The sequence below is a fragment of the Pantoea sp. YU22 genome (assembly GCF_003970755.1).
GTDB lineage: Bacteria > Pseudomonadota > Gammaproteobacteria > Enterobacterales > Enterobacteriaceae > Pantoea > Pantoea piersonii.
In genome coordinates this window covers 1-6,159 of record NZ_RYDU01000038.1, presented here as the reverse complement: position 1 = coordinate 6,159, position 6,159 = coordinate 1, and the positions used below count along the sequence as shown (strand labels likewise).

Annotated in this window: 4 protein-coding genes and 2 pseudogenes; 2 read left to right on the top strand and 4 right to left on the bottom strand. The window is 53.3% G+C overall.

Going from position 1 to position 6,159, the window contains the following annotated elements:
• The first annotated feature begins 249 nt into the window (after positions 1-249).
• The gene (locus EKL29_RS22800) at positions 250-2,640 is read left to right on the top strand and encodes a membrane-bound PQQ-dependent dehydrogenase, glucose/quinate/shikimate family (protein WP_071283665.1); all 2,391 of its coding nucleotides are present in this window, start codon (positions 250-252) and stop codon (positions 2,638-2,640) included.
• A 661-nt stretch (positions 2,641-3,301) separates the two neighbouring features.
• On the opposite strand, the gene EKL29_RS23055 is transcribed toward EKL29_RS22800, so the two are convergent.
• From EKL29_RS23055 to EKL29_RS22790, 4 genes and pseudogenes are all read right to left on the bottom strand, one after another.
• Complete coding sequence (locus EKL29_RS23055) at positions 3,302-3,517, bottom strand: MbeD family mobilization/exclusion protein (RefSeq protein ID WP_045619171.1); 216 nt, start codon at positions 3,515-3,517, stop codon at positions 3,302-3,304.
• Between the two features lie 3 nt (positions 3,518-3,520).
• Positions 3,521-4,006, bottom strand: coding sequence for an MbeB family mobilization protein (locus tag EKL29_RS23050; RefSeq protein ID WP_148104581.1), 486 nt, complete (start codon positions 4,004-4,006; stop codon positions 3,521-3,523).
• Between the two features lie 370 nt (positions 4,007-4,376).
• A pseudogene (locus tag EKL29_RS23615) lies at positions 4,377-4,694 on the bottom strand (nuclease); the annotation flags it as partial.
• Positions 4,684-5,007: a MobC family plasmid mobilization relaxosome protein gene (locus EKL29_RS22790; RefSeq protein WP_181833673.1), complete on the bottom strand. Its 324-nt coding sequence runs from the start codon at positions 5,005-5,007 to the stop codon at positions 4,684-4,686. The gene EKL29_RS22790 and the pseudogene EKL29_RS23615, both read right to left, overlap by 11 nt.
• 678 nt (positions 5,008-5,685) lie before the next feature.
• On the opposite strand from EKL29_RS22790, the pseudogene EKL29_RS23495 reads away from it, so the two are divergent.
• A pseudogene (locus EKL29_RS23495) lies at positions 5,686-5,832 on the top strand (replication initiation protein).
• The last annotated feature ends 327 nt before the right edge of the window (positions 5,833-6,159 follow it).

Below are 6,159 nucleotides of genomic sequence, written 5' to 3'. Positions count from 1 at the left end.
AACTGATAGAAACAGAAGCCACTGGAGCACCTCAAAAACACCATCATACACTAAATCAGTAAGTTGGCAGCATCACCGGCAGCATCACCCAAAAAAGCCAGTTGCATGATAAAGTTATTGGTGATTTCATTGAAATACCTGTCCTAATTATAGGAATTAGAATCACCATTCTCTCGTCATAAAGTGTTATTTTTAACTTATATAAAACTGCTTTATAAATATACAGTATTTATCTTTAGGGATGTTGCTATGAATATAGTGTCACTGTTTGTGAGGATAATATCAATTATCCTTTTCCTTTGTGCGATACCGCTGATTATCGGAGGCGGCTATCTGATTTCTCTGGGAGGATCCTGGTACTACCTGATATCGGGGATTATTCTGCTTATTTCATCTGTCCTGCTATTTAAGGGTAAAACAGCAGGTGTTCATCTATTTTACCTCCTGTATTTTGTGACCATACTCTGGACCATGTACGAAAGCGGCACCGACTACTGGGGCTGGATCCCCAGACTGTCAGTGCTTACGGTGATCGGCTTATTGCTATCGCTGGCCCTTCCGTCACTGAATAATGGTCAATATAAACCTCTGAGTCGCGGTCTTGCAGGGCTGTTTGTGGTGATTTTTATTGTTGCATTTGCATGGGCTTTTGTACCTTTCCAGAGTTTTCAGTCAACTGACGCGCCTCCGAGTTCTCCGCTGGCCAGTCAAGACAACCCACCGGCAAACTCACAGCCGGACAGCGACTGGACTTACTATGGCCGAGATACACATGCCACCCGCTTCTCACCTCTTAAGGAAATTAATACCGGCAATGTGGCTAAACTGACCCGGGCATGGACATACCGTACCGGTGATCTTCCGCAACCCGGACAGGCTAATAAGTGGGCTGCCGAAAACACCCCGATTAAAGTTGGTGATGCTGTTTATGTCTGCTCAGCACGTAACAACATCATCAAGCTGGATGCAAAAACCGGCAGACAAATCTGGAAACATGACAGTGGTGTAAAATATGAAAGCATACCTTACACCGCAGCCTGTAAAGGTCTGACTTGGTATACGTCTAAGATCGTGCCGGAAGGGCAGTCTTGTCATAATCGCCTGATTGTCGGCACCTTGGATGAACGTCTGCTGGCAGTGGATGCTCAGACGGGTGAATCCTGTACAATGTTTGGTGATAACGGTCAGACTAACTTGTTGACCGGTCTGGGACACACTGTACCTGGATTTGTTGCAGTCACTGCGCCGGTACCTATTGTTAACGGTGTGATTATCGTTAACCATGAAGTGCTGGATGGCCAGCGTCGCTGGGCACCTTCAGGTGTTATCCGTGGTTACGATGCCGAAACAGGTAAGTTCAAGTGGGCCTGGGATGTGAATAATCCGAGTGTGCATAGCGAACCGACCGGTGACAAATATTACAGCCGCGGCACACCTAACTCTTGGGCAGCTATGACCGGAGACGACAAACTGGGGCTGGTGTATGTACCGACCGGTAACTCAGCCGCTGACTATTACAGTGCCATGCGCTCGGAGAATGAAAACCGCGTTTCCTCCTCTATTGTTGCACTGGATGTGAATACAGGCGATGAAAAATGGGTATTCCAGACCGTCCATAAAGACGTCTGGGATTATGATCTGGGCTCACAACCGACCTTGATTGACTTTCCCGGTCAGAACGGCCAGTCAATCCCGGCGGTCATCGTTCCCACTAAACGGGGGCAAACATTTGTGCTGAACCGATCTACCGGAAAGCCGTTGAGCAAAGTGGAAGAAAAACCGGCACCGGCCAGTGTCATTCCTTCTGATCCACGTACCTCGACTCAACCCTGGTCAGTAAATATGCCACGTCTGGGATTAGAACCACTCACCGAATCGAAAATGTGGGGGATATCACTGTTTGACCAACTGGCGTGTAGAATTAAATTCCGCCAGGCAAGCTATGTCGGAGAATTCACTCCTCCATCTCTGGACAAACCATGGATCGAATACCCCGGATATAACGGCGGAAGTGACTGGGGAAGTATGGCTTACAATCCTCAGACAGGGCTTTTAATTGCTAACTGGAATAATACGCCGATGTATGACCAGTTGGTCACCCGTAAGAAAGCCGATGAACAAGGTCTTGTATCGATTGATTCTCCGGCACATAAACCGACCGGCGGTGGCGCAGAGGGTAACGGTGCAATGGCTGATACCCCTTACGGAATTAATGTTTCACCATTCTTTGCCCCAGCCACCAAGATGCTGTGTAACGAACCTCCTTACGGGATGATTACTGCCATCAATATGCATACCCAGAAAGTGGTATGGCAGCATCCGTTAGGCAGCGCGGAAAATAATGGTCCGTTTGGTTTACCGACCAAATTACCGATCAATATCGGTACACCAAATAATGGCGGTCCAATTATCACTGCCGGTGGTCTAACTTTTGTTGCCGCGACCACTGACAATAAGATTCGCGCCTATGACAGCAATACCGGAAAGGAACTATGGAGCGATACGCTGCCTGCTGGCGGCCAAGCGACCCCAATGACCTATTCGGTAGGCGGTAAGCAGTATCTGGTGATCATGGCCGGTGGGCACCACTTTATGGGTACCAATGTCGGCGACTATGTAATTAGTTACGCTCTGAATTGATTATTCTATAAAAAGCGACGGTCCTGCCAGATGACGGGACCGTTTTTTTACATCAAAAGTGGCTTTGTTGAATAAATCGAACTACCGTTCTAGTAAGAATAGCTATGGAAATTTCATCGAAGACCGCCCTATTTAGCATAAGAGTGCTTGCCCGCCCCCCCGCAGACGCCCTCAGCGCCATTCTGCGGCCTCCGGGCCATAACCCGGCCCTATCCCCTGCCCGAAACCGCAAAAATCCGCCCTGATAATTTCTGACCGGCTGCATGGCTATGCACAAAGATGAATGGCGGGCGGTTTCAGGCGGATGTTGTCACTAAGCAGGGATTTTGAACAAAAAAAACGGACATCGAGGGTCAGGATGTCCGACAAAATTTGTGCAAACAGTCAGCCGGTACCGATCAGAGAGCCGACAAATAAGTATGACAGTGAAAACAGGTAATGAACCGCCCCCGCGCGGGTGATTGCGCGGTTTTAGGGCTTTAGCCAGTGCAGGCAGGCCCGGCCGGAATCAGGGAAAAGAAGGCAGCCTTTAATCCACTCTTTTTTTACCCTTATCCAAGGGTGGGTCCGTTATAGGTTTTCTGTCGCTGTACCCGCTCCGCTTCCAGCATTTTCTGGTGCTGTAGCTCCCGCTCATGCTGCTGACGCAGCTCGACGGCGTTCAGCCGCTCGACAACCGGCGCAGCTGCTCGCTCAAACTCTGCACCTGCCTGCTCAAGCCCGTGACGCGCTCGCTCAGCGCCGCGTTCTCCCGTTGCATAAGCCCAGACATCGTCCGCCATTCCGCGAAGGCGTTCTCCCACTCGTCCAGCCTTTTCGAGTAGTCCTGCTGTAGCTGCTCTAATGCGCTCAGCAACTGTTTTTCCAGCTCCGTCATGTGCTATTTCCCCGCCAGTATCATCCAGCTCGAATCCTCTCCGAATCTTCCCGCTTCCGGGTTCACCCTCACGCAGCGGCGTCTCTCTTCCCCGCAGGTCGTGAGCTGGACGCCGCTGTTCCTCTCTGAAAGCATGGCCTGCGTGCTCTTCTGCTCCCGGATGGTCGTGTAGTTGTCGAGTATCTGCTGCCCCTGCCACCACAGAATGCCCGCGCTCGAGGCGATCAGCAGCGCGGAGACCAGGACGATGGTCAGCCACGTCTGGCTGACCATGCGCACCATGCCTTTCGTTCGCTGCCTCATGGCTGAGGACAGCTTCCGGTCGTGGTCGAGGATGGCGGCGCTGATTCTCTTCTCGCTTTCGCTCAGTTCCGCTCTGACAGACTTCTCGTGCTCGCTGAATGCGGCTTTCAGCATCTCGCCGGTAGTCTGCTGCTGCGCTTTCGATTTCTGCTCTAAGTCCTTCGCCAGCGTTAAAAGACTGTTCATAGATGGCTCCCTTCAGTCGGATGTTTCGCCCCCCGTCCGGGTCGGCAATGCTGATGCTGCTTTTCGTGGTGCGCACCACCTCGAAACCTGCGTTTTCCAGCGCCTCTGTAACGTCCTGCCGCGTTTTCAGCTCCCCGGATGAGGCAAGGGCAAGCAGGCCGCGCGTAATCGCCTGGGCGGCCTCCTGCTTCGCTTCCGGCAGCGCGGACGGCGTGACCAGCGCCCGCCGGTTTTCCGGCGCGTTCGGGTCGTGCAGCCCCAGCCTGCCGTTCACTATGGTCTGCCAGGCATCAATACGCGGACGGTCGGCGCGGTCGTAATACGGCTGGAGACGTCTGCCGGTCAGCAGCTCCGTGTTCGGGATCAGGAAGTTCAGCTCCAGTCGCCCTTTGTCCTGGTGCTCAACCCACAGCACGCTGTACTGGTCTTTGTCGAGTCCGGGCATCAGAACCCGCTCAAAGCTCGCCATCAGCTTTTCGCGCTGCCCGGGCGGTAAATCCTTTTCGGCAAAGGACAGGACCCCAGATGTGTACTTTTTTGCGTAGGGCGAGGCGTCGATAAGCTCCCGGACTTCCTCCGGCTTACCCAGCAGAACGCTGGCGCCGTCGCGTTGCCGGTCTTTACCCAGCAGATAATCCACCGGACCGGCGCCGCCGCCGCGCCCTCTGGGATGAAATTTAACGATCATCCTCTGCCCCCTTTTCCAGCACGGCGTGCCGCAGCCGTTCGAGTCCGGCATCGATGGCCATCAGGGCGGCAACGACCTGCACGCGGTCGTGCCCGGTACCGCCACCGGCGTTAACCTGTCGGGCAATCTGGTTGAGGTTGTTTCCCATGCCGGCGAGCTGACGAAGCAGCGCCGGCGAGATCGACGGAAGTTTGCCGGCGCGAGCCGGCTTCTCGTCCAGGCACGTCTGGCGCATCCAGGCCGCGAGCTGTTTACCGTCGCAGCGCTCCAGCAGACGCCGGTGCTCGTCTTCCGTTACCCACATGGTGAGCATTTTGCTGCGTTTGTCTGCCAATCCGGCCTCCTGATAACGCCGGGACGGGCGGGAAATGCTTTCCCGGACGACGCGGTGTTGGACAAGCCGCAGGCGCGTCAGTGGCTTTTAGCGGGTTTCGGGGCGCAGCCCTGAACCAGTCACGTAGCGCTAGCGGAGTGTATACTGGCTAAATATATTAAGGCGGAGTGGTTATTTATGAAAGTGCTTCATGTGACAAGGAAAAAATGCGGCTGCCGGGCGTAAGTGCAACATGCAGCTAAGGATGAAATGACGCCTCCTCGCTCACTCGGTCGCTACGCTCCTGCCGTGAGACTGCGGCGGGCGTTACCAGCTCACAGATGACGAGATACGCAAGCAGCGCTCGAATCAGGAAGGGCCAAAAAAAGGATGCGGCGTTGCCGTTTTTTCATAGGCTCCGCCCCCCTGCCGGAATTCATAAACAGACACTTTTTCGGTGCATCTGTGGGAGCCTGAGCTCAACCATGAATCCGACAGCGGTGACGAAACCCGACAGGACTTAAAGATCCCCATCGTTTCCAATGGGTCGCTCCCTCGTGCGCTCTCCTGTTCCTGCCTTTCGGTTTACCGGTGTCATTCCGCTGTTATGGCCGCGTTTGTCTCATTCCACGCCTGACACTCAGTTCCGGGTAGGCAGTTCGCTCCAAGCTGGACTGTATGCACGAACCCCCCGTTCAGTCCGACTACCGCGCCATGTAAGGTAACTATCGTCTTGAGTCCAACCCTTACAGACACGTCAAATCGCCATTGGCGGTAGCCACTGGTAAAGGGGTGTACAAGAGATTACTGGTGCAGAGTTCTTGAAGTTGAAGCCTAACTACGGCTAAACTGAAAGGACGTATTTGGTGGCAGCGGTCTTGTACACCCTGTTACCACGGTTCAGAAGTTCCCCAACTTACTGAACCTTCGAAAAACCACCTCCCCAGGTGGTTTTTTCGTTTTCAGGACAAGAGATTACGCGCAGAATAAAAGGATCTCAAGAAGATCTTCCCCCATGAAGGGCTACAAAAAGTATGCAACAAGCCATCCGTATGAGAATCGAAGCCGATAAAGCGGTGATGCTGCCAACTTACTGATTTAGTGTATGATGGTGTTTTTGAGGTGCTCCAGTGGCTTCTGTTTCTATCAGCT